19 protein-coding genes and 1 pseudogene are annotated in these 19,125 nt (G+C 71.4%); 5 read left to right on the top strand and 15 right to left on the bottom strand.

The window, feature by feature from the left end; all coding sequences use genetic code 11:
- Positions 1-36: 36 nt before the first annotated feature.
- The 3 genes from ACIREE_RS31195 (at position 37) to ACIREE_RS31185 (ending at position 1,410) form a co-directional block, all read left to right on the top strand.
- Complete coding sequence (locus ACIREE_RS31195) at positions 37-525, top strand: NINE protein (RefSeq protein ID WP_404159508.1); 489 nt, start codon at positions 37-39, stop codon at positions 523-525.
- Between the two features lie 2 nt (positions 526-527).
- On the top strand, positions 528-926 hold the full coding sequence (locus tag ACIREE_RS31190) for a DUF2752 domain-containing protein (RefSeq protein ID WP_404159504.1): 399 nt from the start codon (positions 528-530) through the stop codon (positions 924-926).
- Positions 927-1,125: 199 nt separating this feature from the next.
- Positions 1,126-1,410, top strand: coding sequence for a TM2 domain-containing protein (locus ACIREE_RS31185; RefSeq protein WP_404159501.1), 285 nt, complete (start codon positions 1,126-1,128; stop codon positions 1,408-1,410).
- 139 nt (positions 1,411-1,549) lie between these two features.
- On the opposite strand, the gene ACIREE_RS31180 is transcribed toward ACIREE_RS31185, so the two are convergent.
- The 6 genes from ACIREE_RS31180 to bldG form a co-directional block, all read right to left on the bottom strand.
- The gene (locus tag ACIREE_RS31180) at positions 1,550-1,747 is read right to left on the bottom strand and encodes a hypothetical protein (RefSeq protein WP_404159498.1); all 198 of its coding nucleotides are present in this window, start codon (positions 1,745-1,747) and stop codon (positions 1,550-1,552) included.
- Between the two features lie 109 nt (positions 1,748-1,856).
- Complete coding sequence (locus ACIREE_RS31175) at positions 1,857-3,410, bottom strand: methyltransferase (RefSeq protein WP_404159495.1); 1,554 nt, start codon at positions 3,408-3,410, stop codon at positions 1,857-1,859.
- A gap of 160 nt (positions 3,411-3,570) precedes the next feature.
- On the bottom strand, positions 3,571-4,152 hold the full coding sequence (locus tag ACIREE_RS31170) for a small secreted protein (protein ID WP_404159493.1): 582 nt from the start codon (positions 4,150-4,152) through the stop codon (positions 3,571-3,573).
- Positions 4,153-4,410: 258 nt separating this feature from the next.
- A complete protein-coding gene (locus ACIREE_RS31165) occupies positions 4,411-6,810 on the bottom strand; it encodes a sodium-translocating pyrophosphatase (protein ID WP_404159490.1) in 2,400 nt (799 codons plus the stop codon).
- A gap of 357 nt (positions 6,811-7,167) precedes the next feature.
- The gene (locus ACIREE_RS31160; protein ID WP_404159487.1) at positions 7,168-7,602 is read right to left on the bottom strand and encodes an ATP-binding protein; all 435 of its coding nucleotides are present in this window, start codon (positions 7,600-7,602) and stop codon (positions 7,168-7,170) included.
- Between the two features lie 144 nt (positions 7,603-7,746).
- Positions 7,747-8,088 carry an anti-sigma factor antagonist BldG gene (bldG, locus tag ACIREE_RS31155; RefSeq protein ID WP_003975386.1) on the bottom strand — a complete coding sequence of 114 codons (342 nt, stop codon included), beginning with the start codon at positions 8,086-8,088 and terminating at the stop codon, positions 7,747-7,749.
- Positions 8,089-8,252: 164 nt separating this feature from the next.
- On the opposite strand from bldG, the gene ACIREE_RS31150 reads away from it, so the two are divergent.
- Positions 8,253-10,736 carry a DEAD/DEAH box helicase gene (locus tag ACIREE_RS31150; protein ID WP_404159485.1) on the top strand — a complete coding sequence of 828 codons (2,484 nt, stop codon included), beginning with the start codon at positions 8,253-8,255 and terminating at the stop codon, positions 10,734-10,736.
- Between the two features lie 290 nt (positions 10,737-11,026).
- Here ACIREE_RS31150 and ACIREE_RS31145 read toward each other — a convergent pair.
- The 8 genes and pseudogenes from ACIREE_RS31145 to ssd all read right to left on the bottom strand — a co-directional run.
- A pseudogene (locus tag ACIREE_RS31145) lies at positions 11,027-11,377 on the bottom strand (Rv3654c family TadE-like protein); the annotation flags it as partial.
- Between the two features lie 35 nt (positions 11,378-11,412).
- Positions 11,413-11,832 (bottom strand): TadE family type IV pilus minor pilin, encoded by a 420-nt coding sequence (locus ACIREE_RS31140; protein WP_404159482.1) that lies wholly within the window; start codon positions 11,830-11,832, stop codon positions 11,413-11,415.
- Positions 11,819-11,956 (bottom strand): DUF4244 domain-containing protein, encoded by a 138-nt coding sequence (locus ACIREE_RS31135; protein ID WP_404159480.1) that lies wholly within the window; start codon positions 11,954-11,956, stop codon positions 11,819-11,821. The genes ACIREE_RS31140 and ACIREE_RS31135 overlap by 14 nt, the downstream gene beginning before the upstream one ends.
- Before the next feature lie 170 nt (positions 11,957-12,126).
- Positions 12,127-12,915: a type II secretion system F family protein gene (locus ACIREE_RS31130; protein WP_404159477.1), complete on the bottom strand. Its 789-nt coding sequence runs from the start codon at positions 12,913-12,915 to the stop codon at positions 12,127-12,129.
- Positions 12,916-13,207: 292 nt separating this feature from the next.
- Complete coding sequence (locus ACIREE_RS31125) at positions 13,208-14,071, bottom strand: type II secretion system F family protein (protein ID WP_404159474.1); 864 nt, start codon at positions 14,069-14,071, stop codon at positions 13,208-13,210.
- A complete protein-coding gene (locus ACIREE_RS31120; protein ID WP_404159777.1) occupies positions 14,068-15,207 on the bottom strand; it encodes a TadA family conjugal transfer-associated ATPase in 1,140 nt (379 codons plus the stop codon). The genes ACIREE_RS31125 and ACIREE_RS31120 overlap by 4 nt, the downstream gene beginning before the upstream one ends.
- Before the next feature lie 20 nt (positions 15,208-15,227).
- Positions 15,228-15,380, bottom strand: a complete 153-nt coding sequence (locus tag ACIREE_RS31115; RefSeq protein WP_404159471.1) for a hypothetical protein — start codon at positions 15,378-15,380, stop codon at positions 15,228-15,230.
- On the bottom strand, positions 15,377-16,570 hold the full coding sequence (gene ssd / locus ACIREE_RS31110; protein WP_404159469.1) for a septum site-determining protein Ssd: 1,194 nt from the start codon (positions 16,568-16,570) through the stop codon (positions 15,377-15,379). Before ssd ends, ACIREE_RS31115 begins: the two co-directional genes overlap by 4 nt.
- Before the next feature lie 468 nt (positions 16,571-17,038).
- Here ssd and ACIREE_RS31105 point away from each other — a divergent pair, with 468 nt between their 5' ends.
- Positions 17,039-17,890: an HAD family hydrolase gene (locus tag ACIREE_RS31105; protein ID WP_404159466.1), complete on the top strand. Its 852-nt coding sequence runs from the start codon at positions 17,039-17,041 to the stop codon at positions 17,888-17,890.
- Between the two features lie 376 nt (positions 17,891-18,266).
- On the opposite strand, the gene ACIREE_RS31100 is transcribed toward ACIREE_RS31105, so the two are convergent.
- Complete coding sequence (locus tag ACIREE_RS31100; RefSeq protein ID WP_404159463.1) at positions 18,267-19,091, bottom strand: oxidoreductase; 825 nt, start codon at positions 19,089-19,091, stop codon at positions 18,267-18,269.
- Positions 19,092-19,125: the final 34 nt, after the last annotated feature.

The following is a 19,125-nucleotide window of genomic DNA, read 5'->3' as shown; positions in this document are numbered from 1 at the left end:
CTCGTCCCCACCGGCATCCCGACCCAGGAGCATCCCGTGTCCGACAGCAACCCTTACGGCCAGCAGCCCCCGCAGGAACAGCCGGGCGGAAACCCGTACGGCTACCCGCAGCAAGGCGCGCAGCCCGGATACGGCGCCGCTCCGGGCCAGCCCGGTCAGCCGCCGCAGGGCGGCCAGCCCAACTACGGCTACCCCTACCCCGGCTCCGCGCCGGCCGGCGGCGCGTACCCGCCCCAGCCGCAGCCCGGCATGCCCGTCGCCTACGACCCGATGGCGCCGTACGGCTACGACCCCTACGGGCGTCCGTACTCGGACAAGCAGAAGCTCACAGCCGGCCTGCTCGGTATCTTCCTGGGCACGTTCGGCGTCGGCCGCTTCTACACGGGCCACACGGGACTGGCCGTGGGCCAGCTCCTCGTCGGCGTGCTGACCTGTGGGATCGGCGGCATGTGGGGCTTCATCGACGGCATCGTCATGCTCGCCGGGAGCAACACGACCGACGCGCAGGGCCGCATCCTGCGCTGACGATGACGACCGCACCGCGGACCGCCCGCCGCGCCCCGGCCACAGCACCCCTCGTGGTGTTCGTCGCCGGGGCTGCCGCGGCCGCGTACCTCTACGGCACCGATCCGCACGAGCCCGGACACTGGCTGCCCGGCTGCCCGTTCCGCGCGCTCACCGGGCTGCTCTGCCCCGGCTGCGGCGGCACCCGCATGGTGTACGACGTGCTGCACGGCCGGCTCGTCACCGCCTGGCACGACAATGCCCTGCTGCTGGCCGCTTCCCCGTTCGTCCTCTACGCGTTGGGGCGTTGGCTGTACGCGGGGCTGCGCGGGCGCCGGTGGCGACCTGTCCCGAGCACCCGCACCCAACTCGCCCTGCTCGCCGCCGCCGTGGTCTGGACCGTGCTGCGCAATGTGATCTGACGGCACATCACCGTCGGACGCACAAGGTCACGAACTTGCCACGATAGGCGCCCCGGCCCCATGACACCCCCGGGTCCCCCTCTACGCTTCGGAGTTCCGAGGCCACGCCGTGTCCCCACCGGTGCGTCGCTCTCGGATCATTCCGCTCACAGGCCTGGCATCGCCGCGCCGACTTTTACCGTCCCTAGGAGCAACTCCCATGTCCCAGCCCTTCCCCGGCGCCACGCCCGAGGCCCCGTTCGGCGTCGACCCGCAGGGCCGCCCGTACTCCGACAAGCAGAAGCTCGTCGCCGGTCTGCTCGGTATCTTCCTCGGCTCGTTCGGCATCGGACGCTTCTACGTGGGCGACACCAAGATCGGTGTCTGGCAGCTCGTCGTCTCCATCGTGACCTGCGGCGCGGGTGGCCTGTGGGGCTTCATCGACGGCATCCTGTTCCTCACCAGCAACGACCGCACGGACGCCCAGGGCCGCGTCCTGCGCTGACGCCCCTTCGCCGTACGTTCTCGTACGCACTCGTACGTTCCTGTACGTGCCGACGCCCGCCCCTGGACCGCTCCGGGGGCGGGCGTCGCCGTACTCACCGCGCTTTCTGAGGCCGCGTCACAGGACCGCGCCGGCCGCGTCACACCTGGCCGAAACACCACGCCGCGAGCGCCAGGCAGCCCACGCCGACCGCCCCGGCAAGCACCGCCGACGCCACCGGGCGCGCGCCGTCCGCCACCGGCTCCCGGTGCGCGGCACGCGCCCCCGTCCACACCACAAGTCCCACGCCGAACAACGCGAACACCGTGCCCGCGAAGACCGCAGGTGCACTCTCCATCGCCTTGCCTCCCCGACTCCGGGGCGGCTCGCGCCGCCCCCAGGCGGTGACGCTGGCACGGACGGGGGAACCCCGGGTGAACTCCCGGGCAGCGCAAGGCGAAGGGCAGCTATCCGACGACTCCGTCGCCCGGCCCGGCGAGCCCGACGAGCCCGACGGGGTCCAGGAAGCCCTGCTCGACCAGCGTACGGATCTGCGCCGGTGTACGGTCGCGCAGCAACACCTGCTCCTCGCCCACGAGTTGGGCGATGGCGTCCAGGATCCGCCCGGCGCTCAGCGTCCCGTCGCAGACGCCCGCGAACCCGGCGCCGACCGTGTCCACCTTCGTCGCCCGGCGCATCCCGCGCCCCTGCCGCAGCACGACGTGCTCGGGGTCCTCGGCGCCCGGCAGCCCGACCTGTTCCTGCACCACTTCCCCGGCGAGCCTGAACGAGGATTCGAGCAGCGCCGCGTCGTCGTGCGTGCGCAGCCAGTCGACCCGCTCGAAGTGCGCCCGCACCGCACCGCCGAGCGGCTGCTCGACGGGGTGCGGCCACTCCTCGACGACGATCGAGGGCTCCGCGGCGGAACTCTTCCTGAGCGTGATCCACCCGAACCCGACGGCCCGCACCTTGCGCGCCTCGAACTCGTCGAGCCACGCGTCGTACCGGGCGGCGTACGCGGCCGGGTCCGTGCGGTGGTCACCCCCGTCGCGCAGCCACAGCTCGGCGTACTGCGTGATGTCCTGCACCTCGCGCTGCACGATCCAGGCGTCGCAGCCGCGCGGCACCCACGAGCGCAGCCGCTCGGTCCACTCCTCCCCCTCCACGTGCTGCCAGTTGGCGAGGAACTGCGCGTATCCCCCGTCGTTCAGATGCTCCCCCGCCCCCTGAACGAGCGAGCGGCACAGATCGTCCCCGCCCATCCCGCCGTCGCGGTACGTGAGCCGCGCTCCGGGAGAGATGACGAAGGGCGGATTCGACACGATCAGGTCGTACGTCGCGTCGCCCACCGGCTCGTACAGCGACCCCTCGCGCAGGTCCGCGGCGCCCGCGCCGGACAGCGCGAGGGTGAGCGCGGTGATGTGCAGGGCGCGGGAGTTGAGGTCGGTCGCGGTGACCTGCGTGGCGTGCCGCGCCGCGTGCAGCGCCTGGATCCCGGAGCCGGTGCCGAGGTCGAGGGCCGACGCGACGGGCGCACGGACGGTGATTCCGGCGAGCGTGGTGGACGCCCCGCCGACCCCGAGCACGACGCCCTCGTCGTGGCTGCCGATGCCACCTGCGCCGCCGACCGCGCACCCCAGGTCGGACACGATGAACCAGTCCTCGCCGTCGGGTCCGCCGTACGGGCGAACGTCGACGGTCGCGGTCATCTCGTCGCCGCTCTCCCGCAGCCAGCCGCTCTCCCGGCACGCGTCGAGAGGCAGCACCCCGGCGACGCGCTCCCGCGGCACGGGCTGTTGCAGCAGGAACAGCCGGACGAGCGTCTCCAGGGGGGAGTCCCCCCGGGTGGCGCGCAGCGCGGGCACGGTCTCGCTGCGGGCGAGCGCCGCGTAGGCGGGCGCCCCGAGCAGCTCGAGCAGCCCGTCGGCGGTGAACTCGGCGTCGATCAGGGCGTCGCGCAGCAGGGCGGCGACGTCGTTGCGGTCAGCGGCGGGCAGGGTGGCGGAAGCGGAAGAACTCACGCCTCCATTGTGACGCCGTCCGGCTGCGTGCGGGCGACGTACGCCCCGCAGCGCCCGGCTGCCTGTCGGCGACGTACGCCCCGCAGGGCGCGAGTAGCGCGCGTACGCCCCCGGCGCGGCGGCGGAGCCGCGTCACCGGGGGCGCCGAACGAGAGGCGGGTCAGGAGCCCGACGGCGTGGCGGAGGCGCTCTTGCAGCTCTCCTGCTTGGCCATCGCCTTGCCCACGTCCCCCTCCTCGAGGTTCTTCAGGGCATCGCTGCCGGACTGGCTCAGCTTGTCGAGCGAGCCCGCGATCCCCTTGAGGCCCTCGGCGAACTTCGCCTGGTCGTCGGTGTCCAACTTGTCGACCTGCTTCTTCAGGTCGGCGTAGGAGGTGGAGATCTTGTCCAGCTCCTTGACCGCGTCCTGCTGCTTCTTCTCGCCGCCGTCGACGTTCGGGGCGCCCGCCTTGTCGACGGCGTCACCGATCGCCTTGTACGCGTCGGACATGTCCTGGAACGCCTTCGAGTCCGTCTTCTGGACGGCGGACGGCGCGCTGTTGTCCGACGTCTCCTTCTGGATCGCGGCGTTGGCCGACTCGATCTTCTTGGCCTGCGGCTGGACCTTGTCGCAGACCTGCTTGGCCCAGGAGTTCAGCTTGTCGTTGCTGTCGTCGCTGCAGCCCGACAGGGCCAGTACCAGTACCGCGCCGCCGGACAGCGCGGCTGCAAGCTTCTTGTTCACCGGATCGGTCCCTTCCATGGCTCTCGGCCCCGGAACTTACACGCCGAGCACACGACAATCGCACCTCGGACGTCCCATAAGACCGCTTTCTTGACCTTTAGCAGCCATTTGCATCAAGAGAGATAAGGCTCACGGAAGAAGAGCACACGAATCCCGGAGATGTTCACCGGGCACAGGTGTCACAGAGATGGGCACGACAGTGGGCACGAAGGTGGGCGGACAGCCCGTCAAGCTCCGCTGCCCGCCCACCTGTTGAGGCTGCCGCTCCGTATGTCGCTAGGTACGGGACGGCGCCACGGCCGGATCGGCCGGCTTCGGCACCCGCCCCGACTTGCTGTCGCCGTTCCCGTCGTCGTCGCCGACGGCGATGCCGCGCCGCTTGGACACGTACACCGCGCCGATGATGACGCCGAGCGAGACGACGGCGACCACGACCCGTACGGGCACGCTCGCGTCCTCCCCGTAGCTGAACTTGACGACCGCGGGCGCGATGAGCAGCGCGACGAGGTTCATCACCTTCAGCAGCGGGTTGATGGCGGGCCCCGCGGTGTCCTTGAACGGGTCGCCGATCGTGTCACCGATCACGGTGGCCGCATGGGCCTCACTGCCCTTGCCGCCGTGGTGCCCGTCCTCGACGAGCTTCTTCGCGTTGTCCCAGGCGCCACCGGAGTTGGCGAGGAAGACCGCCATCAGCGTTCCGGTGCCGATGGCCCCGGCGAGATAGGCGCCCAACGCGCCCACACCGAGCGTGAAGCCGATCGCGATCGGCGCCATGACGGCGAGCAGACCGGGCGTGGCCAGCTCCCTGAGCGCGTCCTTCGTGCAGATGTCGACGACGCGCCCGTACTCCGGCTCCTCCGTGTAGTCCATGATCCCGGGGTGCTCACGGAACTGCCGCCGCACCTCGTAGACCACCGAACCCGCGGACCGGGACACGGCGTTGATGGCGAGCCCGGAGAAGAGGAACACCACCGCGGCGCCGCCGATGAGCCCCACCAGGTTGTTGGGCTGTGAGATGTCCATCACCAGGTTCATCGGCCCGCCCTCGCCGACCTTCTCCCCCACGTCGCTCGCGGCGGTGAGAATCGCGTCACGGTACGAGCCGAACAGGGCCGCGGCCGCGAGCACGGCCGTGGCGATGGCGATGCCCTTGGTGATGGCCTTCGTCGTGTTGCCGACCGCGTCCAGGTCGGTCAGTACCTTCGCGCCCGATCCCTGTACGTCGCCGGACATCTCGGCGATGCCCTGCGCGTTGTCGGAGACCGGCCCGAAGGTGTCCATGGCCACGATGACGCCGACGGTGGTGAGCAGCCCGGTGCCGGCCAGGGCGACCGCGAACAGCGCGAGCATGATCGACGTACCGCCGAGCAGGAACGCCCCGTAGACGCCGAGCCCGATCAGCACCGCGGTGTACACCGCCGATTCGAGGCCGAGCGAGATGCCCGCGAGCACGACGGTCGCGGGCCCGGTCAGCGACGTCTTGCCGATGTCCTTGACCGGGCGCCGGGTCGTCTCGGTGAAGTAGCCGGTGAGCTGCTGGATCAGCGCGGCGAGCACGATGCCGATCGCGACGGCGACGACCGCGAGAATCCGCGGATCGCCGTCCTTGGCCTGGATCATCTTGTCGGTTACGCCGTCCAGGTCACCGTAGGAGGACGGGAGGTACACGAAGACGGCCACGGCGACGAGGGCGAGCGAGATCAGCGCGGAGATGAAGAACCCGCGGTTGATGGCGCTCATCCCGCTGCGGTCGGCGCGCCGGGGCGCGACGGCGAAGATGCCGATCATCGCTGTGATGACCCCGATCGCGGGCACGATCAGCGGGAACGCGAGCCCGGCGTCACCGAAGGCCGCCTTGCCGAGGATCAGCGCGGCGACCAGCGTGACGGCGTAGGACTCGAAGAGGTCGGCGGCCATCCCGGCGCAGTCTCCGACGTTGTCGCCCACGTTGTCGGCGATGGTCGCGGCATTGCGCGGGTCATCCTCGGGAATGCCCTGCTCGACCTTGCCGACCAGGTCGGCGCCGACGTCGGCGGCCTTGGTGAAGATGCCGCCCCCGACGCGCATGAACATCGCGATCAGCGCGGCCCCGAGCCCGAAGCCCTCCAGGACCTTGGGCGCGTCGGCCGCGTAGACGAGCACGACACACGAGGCACCGAGCAGACCGAGGCCCACCGTGAACATGCCGACGACGCCGCCCGTACGGAAAGCGATCTTCATGGCTTTGTGCGAGACGGCGGTGAGATCCTTTTCCGGCTCGCCTTCCGCCGGTGTTGCTTCCCTGGCCGCGGCGGCGACGCGCACATTGCTGCGCACCGCGAGCCACATTCCGATATAGCCGGTGGTCGCCGAGAACACGGCGCCGATCAAGAAGAAGATCGAACGCCCGGCTCGCTGATTCCAGTCGTCCGCCGGAAGCAGCATGAGCAGGAAGAACACCACGACCGCGAATACGGCGAGGGTGCGCAGCTGTCGACCAAGATAGGCTTTCGCGCCTTCCTGGACCGCGGCCGCGATCTTCTTCATGGAATCCGTTCCCTCACCGGCCGCGAGCACCTGGCGCACCAGGACTCCGGCGACGGCGAGCGCCGCGAGCGCGACGACGGCGATGACGATCACGATCAGACGGTTGTCGTCCGTCAGGACTGCGGCTGCGAAGGTAGAGCGCTCCGCCATTCGTCCTCCTTGAAGCTTGGGCTGAGCTCAAGATGTGGACGGATTGTAGGTAGCGGAACCTGATCAAAACAGTACGCGGCAAACGGAAATGTTCTTCTTCTGCTACCCGGCAAATGATCGACGAACACCAGTCGGGCCGGATCGGGGGAGGATCGGATAACGCCTTTGAGGCATTAATTGGCGATCCCCAATGATCCCCGATGATCCCCGATGATCGCTGATCTAGAAATCCGCGACGGGAAATATCAGAGGATGCAGAAGAGGCCCTGTTCACCATGGGTGGCGAACAGGGCCTCTACAGAGATCGCGATAAAGATCGGCCAGATCGTAAAGATCAGCGGCGGAACCACTCCGGGGCTACGGCAGCGTCAACGGCGCGGTCGGCCATGTCATCCGAAGGAGACCTCCGGACTCGTCGGCGGTGACCTCGACATCGTCGACGAGGCCGCTGATGACGGCGAGTCCCATCTCGTCCTCGCCCTCGGCCTCCAGATCGTCCGCGGCGCCTCGGGCGCCGGGGACATCGGGATTGACCACCGTGCGCGGCGCCTCGTCACCGACCTCGATGGAGAACTGCTTCTCCTCCTCGATCAGTGCTACCCGCACCGGCGCCGAGATGCCACTGCTCTGATGCAGCCCCACGGCGCGCGTGCAGGCCTCTCCGACGGCGAGCCTGACCTCGTCGAGCACGGCCTCGTCCACGCCCGCCCTGCGCGCCACCGCGGCCGCCACGAGGCGGGCGGTCCTGACGTGCTCGGGCAGAGGGCTGAAGCGGAGTTCGACAGTGGCCATGCATCCCCCTCGGACGTGGGCGTGCTTTCGGGGGCCGGGCCGGCCAAAGCCCGATCCCCACCATCAACCGGATCCACCGGAACGGTCTGATCCGCCAGAACGGCCTGATCCAACGAAAGGTCCGATCAGGCCGATCGGGCTGACTCAGTCGGTCGCCGCTACGGCTTCCTCGACCGAGGTGTGGATCGGGAACACCTTGGTCAGGCCCGTGATCCGGAAGATCTTGAGAATGCGCTCCTGGTTGCAGACCAGGCGCAGCGAGCCCTCATGGGCCCGCACCCGCTTCAGGCCGCCGACCAGCACGCCGAGCCCGGTGGAGTCGAGGAAGTCCACGCCCTCCATGTCGACGACCAGGTGGAAACTGCCGTCGTTCACCAGCTCGACCAGCTGCTCGCGCAGCTTGGGCGCGGTATATACATCGATTTCGCCACCGACCTCGACGACCGTACGATCGCCGACGGTACGGGTCGACAGGGACAGGTCCACGGATCCTCCAGCACCTTGCTATCGAGCGGTCGCCCCTTGGGGATACCTCGGCTTGATCCCCCGGGACGGTTCGCCAGCCGCGATGGCATTCAATCACTTACCGGCAGGCATGCACGACGCCTTGGAAGCATTGTCCGTCATCCCGAGTGACACACTCGGTGTCGATGGCCAAGAATCACCGACCCGAACGACCCTCGCGGTCCGCTGCCTCCCGCCCCTCTCCGGGGGCGGTTCTGGAGCGGCTCGCCTCGGGTCCGAACAGGGCTGCGCGCATCACTCATACGGAGCACTTGCCCCCTCGCCCCGGCCGTCATGCAGTCTGGCCCGATCGGATCCGATCCGAGGTCATCGCGGCTGTACAGAACGCGGGAATCGAGCACCCCTGGGCCCATCAGGCCCGCGCGGCCGAGCATGCCCTGGACGGCGAATCGGTGATCGTCGCCACCGGTACGGCCTCCGGCAAGTCCCTCGCCTACCTGACCCCGGTCCTGTCGAAACTGCTCGACGGATCGGAGGCGCCCAACGGACGCGGCGCGACCGCCCTGTACCTCGCCCCGACGAAGGCGCTCGCGGCGGACCAGTGCCGATCGGTGAAGGAACTTTCACAACCTCTGGGTCCGGCGATCCGTCCCGCGGTCTACGACGGCGACACCCCGTTCGAGGAACGTGAATGGGTACGTCAGTTCGGCAACTACGTCCTCACCAACCCCGACATGCTGCACCGCGGGATATTGCCCTCCCACCCGCGCTGGTCCTCCTTCCTCAAGGCGCTCAAGTACGTCGTCATCGACGAGTGCCACACCTACCGCGGTGTCTTCGGCTCGCACGTCGCCCAGATCCTGCGCCGCCTGCGCCGCCTCTGCGCCCGCTACGGCTCCTCCCCGGTCTTCCTCCTCGCCTCCGCCACGGCCGCCGAACCGGCCGTCGCCGCCCGCCGGTTGACGGGCCTGCCGGTCGTCGAGGTCGCCGACGACGCCTCACCCCGCGGCGAACTGGTCTTCGCCCTCTGGGAACCCCCTCTCACCGAGATGCAGGGCGAGAAGGGCGCCCCGGTCCGGCGCACCGCCACCGCCGAGACCGCGGACCTGCTCACCGACCTGACCGTGCAGGGCGTCCGATCCGTCGCCTTCGTGCGCTCCCGCCGAGGCGCCGAACTGATCTCGGTGATCGCCAAGGAACGCCTGTCCGAGATCGACCGCTCGCTGGCCCGCCGCGTCGCCGCCTACCGGGGCGGCTACCTCTCGGAAGAACGCCGGGCCCTCGAAGCCGCCCTGCACTCCGGCGAACTCCTCGGCCTCGCCGCCACCACCGCCCTCGAACTCGGCATCGACGTCTCGGGATTGGACGCCGTCGTGATCGCCGGCTACCCGGGCACACGGGCCTCCCTGTGGCAGCAAGCGGGCCGCGCCGGCCGCACGGGCCAGGGCGCGCTCGCCGTCCTCGTCGCCCGTGACGATCCGCTGGACACCTACCTGGTCCACCACCCCGAGGCCCTCTTCGACCAGCCGGTCGAGTCGACGGTCCTCGACCCCGACAACCCCTACGTACTGGCACCGCACCTGTGCGCGGCCGCGGCCGAACTCCCGCTCACCGAGGAGGACTTGGAGCTCTTCGGCCCGGCAACAATCGACCTCCTCCCGCAACTGGAAGCGGCGAAACTGCTCCGCCGCCGAGTCAAGGCCTGGCACTGGACGCGCCGCGAATCCGCCGCCGACCTCGCCGACATCCGGGGCGAGGGTGGCAACCCCGTCCAGATCGTCGAGGCCGCCACGGGCCGCCTTCTCGGCACGGTCGACGCCGGCTCCGCGCACACGACCGTCCACGACGGCGCGGTCCACCTCCACCAGGGCCGCACGTACGTGGTGAAACACCTCGACCTCGACGACGACGTCGCCCTCGTCGAACCGGGCAACCCCACGTACTCCACCACCGCCCGCGACACCACCGCCATCTCCATCCTGGAGACGGACATCGAAGTCCCCTGGGGCGAGGGCCGGTTGTGCTACGGCTCGGTCGAGGTCACCAACCAGGTCGTCGGCTATCTCCGCCGCCGCCTCATCACGGGCGAAGTCCTCGGCGAGACGAAACTCGACCTCCCTCCTCGTACGCTGCGCACCCGCGCCGTGTGGTGGACGGTCACCGAGGACCAGCTCGACGCCGCCCGGATCAATCCCGAGATCCTCGGCGGCGCCCTGCACGCCGCCGAACACGCCTCCATCGGCATGCTCCCCCTCTTCGCCACCTGCGACCGCTGGGACATCGGCGGCGTCTCGATCCCCCTCCACCCGGACACGCTGCTCCCCACGGTCTTCGTCTACGACGGCCACCCCGGCGGGGCGGGCTTCGCCGAACGCGCCTTCCACACCGCCCAGGAATGGCTGACCGCCACCCGCGCGGCCATCGCCTCCTGCGAATGCGAGGCGGGCTGCCCCTCCTGCATCCAGTCCCCCAAGTGCGGCAACGGCAACGACCCGTTGCACAAGCGCGGGGCGGTACGCCTCCTCTCGACCCTGCTGAAGGGAGCGGCGGACGCCGCCGCGCCGGGCACATCCGCGCCACAGTCCCCTGCTCCGGGCACCTCCGCCCCCGAAACGTCCGACACGACGGCAGGGCCGGACGGGGCGTTCCCGGTATCGGACAGCGCCTGAACCCCTGACGAGGCCGCGCCCCGCCCCCCGCTGGTGCGGAACTTCACATCGGCAGCGGGACGGACGCGCCGGCCCCCGGACAACTCGGCGGGCCGCGATGCGGCCGACCCCGCGGGACCAGCCCGGGCCCGCACCTGCGCCGCGAACACACCGGACCCCGCGTGTAGTCATCACGGCGCCGCCGGCATCCGCGCGGGCCGCGCGGGCACGGCCAGCCCCGCGGAGCCCCCGGGCACGGCCGACCCCGCAGAGCCCCCGGGCACGGCCGACCCCGCAGAGCCCCCGGGCACGGCCGACCCCGCGGGACCAGCCCGGGCCCGCACCTGCGCCGCGAACGCACCGGACCCCGCGGCCGCTGTCACGTCGGACACCTCCCCGTACACGGCGCACCGTAGGAGCCTCGTCCCCTGCGCCCGGGCCACTCTCCTTGCCAGTGCGCACGCGTCCGCCCTGCCCTCCATCCAGTGATCGGCGGCTGCCAGCGCCGCCAAGTCGGCCGCGCCGCCCGCCCGGTGCCGTGCCTCGACCGCCCGCCCCATCGCCAGTACGCCACCGAAGATCACCCCGACCGCGGCCAGCGCCATGACCACCCACACCGTCGCGGACCCGCGGTCCGAACCCGCCCGGCGGGGCCACCGCATCCCACGCTTTCCACCCCGCCCCGTCATGTGTCTCCTCATGCCTCCCCCGCCGTCTCCTCCGCCGCCGCCACGGCCTGCGCGCCCAGTTCGACCCCGAGCGGACCCGGCCCCGCCGAACGGGCCCGCACCGTCACCCGGACCAGGTCGCCCTCCCGGCTCACCTCGATCCGCGCGCCGGGCGGGGCGGCACTCCGCGCGGCATCGAGTGCGGCGCCCCGCGGTTCCTGCCGGGCCACCGCCCTGGCCCCGGCCCGCGCCGCGTCCACACACCTGATCTGCGCCGATGCCGCGAGGACCGCCCAGATCAGCGCCATCGTGAACGCCACCAGCACCGGCAGCACCACGGCAGCCTCGGCTGTCACAAAGCCCCGGTCACGACCGGGCCGGCGCAGCGCCTCACAACGACCCACCCCACAACGACCCGCTTCAGAACGCCACTCCTCAGAACGACCCATGGAGCGCCTTCGCCACCAGCGACTGCAACGCCGACTGCACGACATCGCTCGTCACCACTTGGTACAGCAGCCCGGCGAAACCCACCGCCGCGATCAGCCCCACGGCGTACTCGGCGCTGACCATTCCTGCGTCCCGGCGTGCTGAACCCACCGCCCGGGCCCAGCGCCGCGCTCCTTTGCACAACCGCCCAAACGCCCGCTCTTCACTGGTTCCTGCCATCACAACCCCCATGAGAATCAACGTTGTTCACCACTCACTCGCCCCTACAGACGGGCCGCACCGCAGGCATCGCCTCAGCGGCCGCCCAGCACTCCGTCCGCGAGGCCGATCACCACGGGCAGCACCCCGATCACGAGGAACGCGGGCAGGAAGCACAGCCCTACCGGAGCCGTGATCACCACCGCGGCCCGGCGTGCCACCGCTGTCGTCCGGCGCGCCCGCTCGGCTCTGCACTCCGCGGCGAACCGCGCCACCGGCGCCGCCGCCGGTGCCCCGGATTCACCCGCCCGCTCCAGTAGCCGGACCAACTCACCGGCTCCCGGTATCGCCGCCAACTCCCGCCACGCCAACCCTGGTTCACCCCCGAGCCGCACCTGAGCGGCGCCCCGCGCCATGGCTCGGCCGACCGGGCCTCCTGCCGACTCCCCCACGGCCCGTGCCGCCCCCACCGGTTCCGCACCGGCGGCGAGGCAAGCGGCCAAAAGGTCGGCAACCAGGGGCAGTTGTCCCTCGGCCTCGGCCCGTACGACCGCGCCCGTGTCTGCCGACGTACGCGTCCGCGCCTCCCTCTCCCGCCACCACCGCCACACAGCGACCCCCGCGATCGCCCCGATCACCAGCCCGGCCACGCCACCGACCAGCACATACCCGGCGCTCACCGCACCAGCCGCCGGCGCCCATCGCCGGACCGCGACGGGCACTCCCCACGAGCGCCGCCCCGGCCGCGCCGCTGCCACCGCCAGCACGAGCCTCACCCGCCGCCGCGCCGCCCGCTCCCGGCGCCGCGCCCCGATTTCCGACACCAGCGACGCCACCAGAACGGCGACACACAGCACTAACCCCAGCCTGTGGACAACATCCATCGCCCCTCACTCCCCCGATCCGATCCGACCCTTGAAGACCCGTGACGGCACAACCAGCCCCGTCCCACGCACACACGCGCTCCCCCACACCCGGCAACCCGGCCCAACCCCCCGCATCTCGGCGCCGTACCCGCCCCCCAAGCCCGGACCTGTCCCCAGACCCCGACCGGGACCAGACCCCGACATCGCCCCCGATCCCGGCCCCGCCCAAGCCCCGGCCCTGCTCTCAGCTCCAGCTCCTAGCTCCGACCCGGACCAAGCCCCAGCCTCGACACCCAACGCCGCCCCCCCCTCACGCCTCCGCCCCCCGCACAATCCGCACGGCCCAGCACATCCCCGCCGCCTCCAACGCCCCGCCCACCACCAGGCACCCCACCCCGGCCCCGGTATGCAGCAGCACCCTCAACGGCCGTGCCCCCAGCGCCGAACCGAGCAGCAACCCGAGCACCGGCAGCCCGGCGAGCATCACCGCGGTCGACCAGGGGCCGGCCAACTGGGCTTGCAGGTCCGCCCGTTGATCCCGCTCCGCCCGTAACGCCCCCGCGAGCCGCTCGAGCCCCGCCGCGAGCCCGGCGCCCCGGTCCACAGCCACCCGCCAACACGCCGCGAGCCCGTGCAACCCTTCCGCGCCCGGCTGACGCGCCGCCTCCCGCAGCGCGCCGGACACGTCTCCGCCGAAGCGCGCGGCAGCCACCACGGCCGCGCTTCCCTCGCCGGACAGCGCCGCCGACTCCCGCACCGCGACAGCCAGCGCCTCTCCCGGCTGCCGCCCGGCGCGCACCTCCCCCGCCATCAGCCCGCACAACCGGATCACGGCGTCCCCGCGCCCCTCCCGCTCCCGCCGCGCCTCCCGTGCCCGCAGCACCCGCGCCGCCCCGGGCACGGCGCACGCGCCGAGCACGAGCGGCACCATCGAGGCCCCGACGAGCCCGATCAGCAAGCCGACGACCAGGCAGCCCCACTCCGGCCGCGTCCGACCCCACCTCCACCACCGCTCGGCGGCACACCGCCACCCCGTCGACGCCCCCGCGTCCGGGCCGACGCCCAGCACCGCCCGAATCCGTCGCACCTCGGCATCCCGCCGACCGACAGCCCACAGCACAGCCACCACTCCCAGCACCCCCACGACCGCCCCCGACAACGCCCCGCTCCTCATGGCAGCCGCACCCCCAGCAGCTTTCCGAGCCGCGCCCACCCCTCCCCCGGTACGAACCCCCGCTCGCCCCACTCCAACGCCGACACCGTCCGCACCCACCCCGCCGCGTCCCGCTCCAGCACGTGCACCTGCGCGACCCGACGCCGCCCGCTCCGGTCCCGTACGAGATGCAGCACCACGGACACCGCGGCCGCCAGCTGGCTGTGCAGCGCCGCACGGTCGAGCCCGGCCGCCGTCCCCAGGGCCTCCAGGCGCGCCGGAACATCACTGGCCGCATTGGCGTGCACGGTCCCGCAGCCACCTTGGTGCCCGGTGTTGAGCGCCGCGAGCAACGAGACGACCTCGGCGCCTCGGACCTCGCCCACCACAAGCCGGTCGGGCCGCATCCGCAGCGCCTGTCGCACCAGATCCTCAAGGCCGACGGCCCCGGCGCCCTCCTGGTTGGCGGGCCGCGCCTCCAGCCGCACCACGTGCGGATGGCTCGGCCGCAACTCGGCGGAGTCCTCGGCCAGTACGATCCGCTCCTGCGGCCCGACCAGGCCGAGCAGCGCGCTCAGCAGCGTCGTCTTGCCGCTCCCCGTTCCGCCGCTGATCAGGTACGACAGTCGCGCGTCGAGCAGCGCCCGCAGTACCCGGCCGCCGCCCGGTGGCACGGTCCCGGCCGCCACCAGTTCCTCCAGGGTGAAGGCGCGCGGCCGTACGACCCGCAGCGACAGGCAGGTGCAGCCCACCGCGATCGGCGGCAGCACCGCATGCAACCGCGTCCCGTCGGGCATCCTCGCGTCCACCCAGGGCCGGGCGTCGTCGAGGCGCCGCCCCACGACGGCCGCGAGGCGCTGCGCCAACCTCCTTACAGACGAGGCGTTTTCGAAGGCCACCCCGGTCAGCTCGAGGCCACCGCCCCGGTCGACCCACACCTGGTCCGGCGCCGACACCAGGACGTCCGTCACCGACGCATCGGCGAGCAACGGTTCGAGCGGCCCCGCACCTACCAGTTCCGACCTCAACGGGCCTGCCGCGCCGAGCACTTCGGCGTCTCCGAGAATTCGTCCCTGAGCCCGTAGCGCCTCGGCGACCCGAGCGGGCGTCGCCTCTGCCCCGTTCTCCGCGAGCCATTGGCGTACGCCGTCCAGCATCCGCGCCCCGACCACCGCGCTCACCGCAGGTCCCCCGTATCCATCTCGCACCACGACACCTGCATCGCCACCACCCCGATCAGCTCAATCACCTCAGTCACCTCAATCACCTCAATCACCTCGACCGTCCAGGGCGCCCCAGCTACCGCGGTTCCGTACTTGTGGACGCTCACGCCCCACCCCCGTCCTCCGGCCCCACCGGCACCCGCTCCCAGAACTCCGTGCAGAACCGCCCCAGCGGGCCCCCCGATTCGCGGCCTGCCGTCAGCCCAGGACCCTCCATCGCCCGCCGGGCCGCGGGGAGTTCACCGGCAAGCGGCAACCCGAGCAGCCGCGCCACCTCGTCCCCGTCCAGCGCCCCGGTCCCGGCCCCGGGCGCCGTCACCACCCGCAGATCCCGCAGCACCATGCCCACCGCACCGGCCACCCGCCGAGCCGCCGCGACGGCCCGCAGCTCCGGTGGCACGACGAGCAGACCCAGGTCGAGCTGGGCCAGCGCCTCCACCGATCCGGCGTCGATCCGGCGCGGCAGATCCACCACGACGACGCCACCTCGGCGCCGGCCCGCCGCCAGCACCGCTCGTACCGCCTCGGGCGGCACCGCGGCCGACTCCCCGCGGTCCCAGCTGAGCAGCCGCAGATCGTGCAGCCGGGGCAGCGATTCCTCCAGTGCGGTGCTTCCGACGCGCCCCCGCGACTGGGCGAACGCCGGCCAGCGCAGACCGTCCACCGCCTCACCGCCGAGCAGTACGTCAAGCCCGCCGCCGAGCGGGTCCGCGTCGACCAGGAGCGTGCGCCGCCCGGCCCGCGCGGAGGCCATCGCCAGCGCGCACGCCAGCGTCGAGGCGCCTGCCCCGCCGCGGCCGCCGATCACCCCGACCGTCAATGCCGGGCGCCCCACTCCCTCGGCGACGTCGGCGATCCGGTCCATCAGCCACTGCTCGCCGTCGGGGAGCATCAGCACATGGTCCGCGCCGATCTCCACGGCCCGCTTCCACACCCCGGAGTCGTCCTGGTCCCGCCCGACGAGAACGACGCCACGCCGTCGGGCCACCCCGCGCAGCCGACCCGCGGCGTCGTCCCCGACCAGCACCAGGGGCGCCGCCTCCCAGTCACCTCTGCCCGCGGGCTTCCCGTGCCCGACCTCGGGCCGCACGCCCGCCGCGGCGCACAGCCGCAGCAGGTCGTCCAGCAGCTCCACGTCCTCCGTCACGATCAACGGCGCGCTTCGTACGCCCCGCGCATCGCATGCCTTGGCCTCCGCCACGATCCGATCCCCCTTCTCCCCGCACACGCCCGCACCCGCGGGCGATCCGATCCCGCCGCGAAGTCCCGCGCCGGAGCGCCGAATACCGGCCGTCATCACGGCCTGGACATAACGAACCGGCCATGAACACCGATCCGAACTTCGCCTGCGGAATCACCGTGCAGCGATCCCGGAAATCGTGTGGATCTTGGTCAATAACTGTGGACGCGAGAAGGGTTGTGAATATCCCACTCACCCATACCGGTGACACTGCGAAGTCGAGGCGGAACCTCCGCAGAGCAGTCCCACGCTCACACAGAGTGATGGACTCGTCGCGGGCCAACGCCCGCCCGCAGAACGGGATTCACGGGGAAAAGGGCAAGAAAAAGGGCCCGAAAACGGGTCCGGACATGCGACGACCCCCGCCGGGGGGGAGAGCGGGGGTCGTCCCCACGGTCCGACTCGGGGGGGGAGGAGCCAGACCGGGTACGCACGGTCGCGAACGATCCGTGACTTCCATGGTGTACCCGAGAGGCTTCTCAAGCAAACCCACGCGCCACAGCTTACGCCGAATGGTGGGCGCCTATGCTCAAACTCGTGGAAATCCAGTCCTTGACCCACTCCATGCCGCGCACAGCCGCCTTCTTTGACCTGGACAAGACGGTCATCGCTAAGTCGAGCACGCTCACCTTCAGCAAGTCGTTCTACCAAGGCGGGCTGATCAACCGGCGAGCGGTGCTGCGCACCGCGTACGCCCAGTTCGTGTTCCTCGCCGGCGGCGCCGACCACGACCAGATGGAGCGAATGCGCGCGTACCTTTCGGCGCTGTGCCGCGGCTGGAACGTGCAACAGGTGAAGGAGATCGTCGCCGAGACGCTGCACGACCTGATCGACCCGATCATCTACGACGAGGCGGCAGCCCTCATCGAGGAGCACCACACCGCCGGGCGCGATGTCGTCATCGTCTCCACTTCGGGTGCCGAGGTCGTCGAGCCGATCGGCGAATTGCTCGGGGCGGACCGGGTAGTGGCCACGCGCATGGTCGTCGGATCCGACGGGTGCTTCACGGGCGAGGTGGAGTACTACGCGTACGGGCCGACCAAGGCGGACGCGGTCAAGGAGCTCGCCGCGTCCGAGGGATACGACCTCGCGCGGTGCTACGCGTACAGCGACTCCGCGACGGACGTGCCGATGCTGAGCGCCGTAGGGCATCCGCACGCGGTCAACCCGGACCGGGCTCTGCGTCGTGAGGCGCTCGCGCGCGAGTGGCCGATTCTGGACTTCCACAAGCCGGTCAGGCTCAAGCAGCGGCTGCCGAATCTCTCCGCTCCGTCGCGTCCGGCCCTGGTCGCGGCGGCGGCGCTGGGCGCCGCGGCCGCGACGGCGGGGCTCGTCTGGTACGCCAGTCGACGTCGCACGCCGGCCGCTCTCCGGTAGGAGGCCACCCCGGGCCCCGCAAGGCCTTGGAGATCCCCAGGAAACGTCGACCCATTTGGCCGCTTTTGAACGTAAAAGTAAAGAAGTGCAGCCAGGTCTTCCGCTTCTCCCAAGGGAGGAGTACAAAGGAGTCAACGGCCCGCGAGACCAGGGACATCCGAGAGGATCACCTTCAACCGCAACCGAGGCCCCACGGACCGAAGCATGGACACTGGGTACCCACGCGACGTCGACCCGTCGATTACGGGCCAGCCGCACCAGGTGACGGGCAACGTCCCGACCTGATGGGCATATATCGAGGACGCTTGGTAACCCGGCGCACCATGCCAGCGGCGGTACGAGAACTCGTACCGCCGCAACCCTGTTCAGGGACGGATCAGGCGGCGCCCCGCTGCAGTGCCTCGCACACGGCGGTCGACTCCCTCACCCCGAGTTCAACGGCCTTGCCGCAGTGCGCGATCCACGCCGCCACGCCCTCCGGCGTACCGGAGACATAGCCTTCGAGTGCGGCCACATACGCCGCGCGCCCGAGTTCCGCGTGCCCGACCTCGGCGGGGCAGATCGACTTCGGGTCCAAGCCACTGCCCACCAGGACGACACGTTCGGCGGCGCGCGCGACCAGCCCATTGTGCGAACCGAAGGGGCGCAGCGCCAGCAGCTCGCCGTGCACCACGGCGGCACTGACCAGGGCCGGCGCCGAACTCCCCGCGATGACCAGCTGCGAGAGCCCTTCGAGGCGACCCGCCACCTCGTCGGCGTCCGGCAGCGGAAGCTCGATGAGCGGCTCGTCGACCGGCTCGCCCGGCGTGCGCGGGCGCCCGACCGCGTCCTCCCGGTCGGCGGCCGCGACCAGGTGCAGACGCGCCAGCACCCGAAGCGGCGACTGCCGCCAGATGGACAGGAGTTGACCCGCCTCGGCGGTCAGCCGCAGCGCGGCGCCGACCGTGGGCGCCTCACCGTCGCCGTCCCCTCCGCTGAAGTCGGTGCGCCTGCGCACCTCTTCGAGCGCCCAGTCCGCGCCGGACAGTGCCGCGCTGCCGCGCGCGCCGCGCAGCGCGGCCTCGGAGGTGACCTCGTTGCTGCGGCGCCGCATCACCCGGTGTCCGTAGACCCGGTCGACGGCCTTGCGCACGGAGTCCACGGAGTCGCTCACGCCGGGGAGCGTGCCGAGCGTGGCGAGGGGATCGGCTGTCGTACTCATGAGTACGACCCTACGGGCCGCGTGCCTCCGCCCC

Origin of the sequence: Streptomyces sp. NPDC102467 (assembly GCF_044765445.1) — a bacterium.
Taxonomy (GTDB): Bacteria; Actinomycetota; Actinomycetes; order Streptomycetales; family Streptomycetaceae; genus Streptomyces.
This window is presented reverse-complemented; position numbering and strand designations above follow the sequence as displayed.